At 66.6% G+C, this 962-nt stretch carries 1 protein-coding gene; it reads left to right on the top strand.

Annotated features, from left to right (window positions below; translation table 11 throughout):
• Positions 1–962: RNA-guided endonuclease InsQ/TnpB family protein (locus CA984_RS44175; RefSeq protein WP_086579175.1), on the top strand; the 962-nt coding region annotated here is incomplete at both ends.

Genomic DNA, 962 nt, shown 5'->3' with positions numbered 1-962 from the left:
CACCTGGGTGGCGGCGCTCGCCCACAGCCAGCGGGTATTTCGCAATTACGACCTGCGCAAGCACGCCTACGGGCAGATCAAGGACAACTACGGGCTGGCGGCTCAGGCCGCGCAGCACGTCATCAAGAAGGTCACCGACGCCTACGCCACGCTGCACGCCAATCTCCGCAACGGCAACGTGGGCAGGCCCGGCTCCGCGCGGCGCGAGCGGGCCCTGGCCACGCCGATTGTCTTTCGCCCCAGCGCGGCCCAGCCGTTCGACGACCGCTGTCTGTCCTGGCAGATGGATGCGCGGACAGTGTCGATCTGGACCACGCGCGGGCGGATGAAGAGCGTGGCGTTCACCGCCTCGGCCGATCAGCTCACGACGTTGGCCGCCTACCGCAAGGGCGAATCGGACCTTCTGTATCGCGATGGCAGGTGGTTCCTCATCGCCACCTGCGACCTGCTGGATGTGCCGGTCATCGGCCCGGACGGGTTCCTCGGCGTGGATCTGGGGATCGCCAACCTCGCCACCACCAGTGGCGGGGTTCGCCACAGTGGCAAGGCCTTGAACGCGGTCCGTCACCGGCACCGGGAACTGCGTCGCCGATTGCAGCGTAAGAACACCACATCCGCGAAACGGCTGCTGAAGAAACGCCGCCGCAAGGAAGCGCGTTTCGCCGCGAACATCAACCACACCATTGCCAAACGCATCGTGACCGAGGCGACACGCACCGGGCAGGGGATCGCCCTGGAAGATCTCCAGGGCATCCGCGACCGGGTACGGCTCCGTAAGCCCCAGCGGGTCACGCTGCATTCGTGGAGCTTCCACCAGCTCGGCCGGTTCATTGCCTACAAGGCGGCCCGTGCCGGTGTCGCCGTGGTCTACGTGGACCCGGCCTACACCTCGCGAGGCTGCTCGGCCTGCGGGCACGTGGACAAGAAGAACCGGCCCGACCAGGAAACCTTTCTCTGTACGT

Origin of the sequence: Streptosporangium minutum, from assembly GCF_002149035.1 — a bacterium.
Lineage (GTDB): Bacteria > Actinomycetota > Actinomycetes > Streptosporangiales > Streptosporangiaceae > Streptosporangium > Streptosporangium minutum.
Note: the sequence above shows the minus strand (reverse complement) of the source record. Positions and strands in the feature narration are given on the sequence as shown.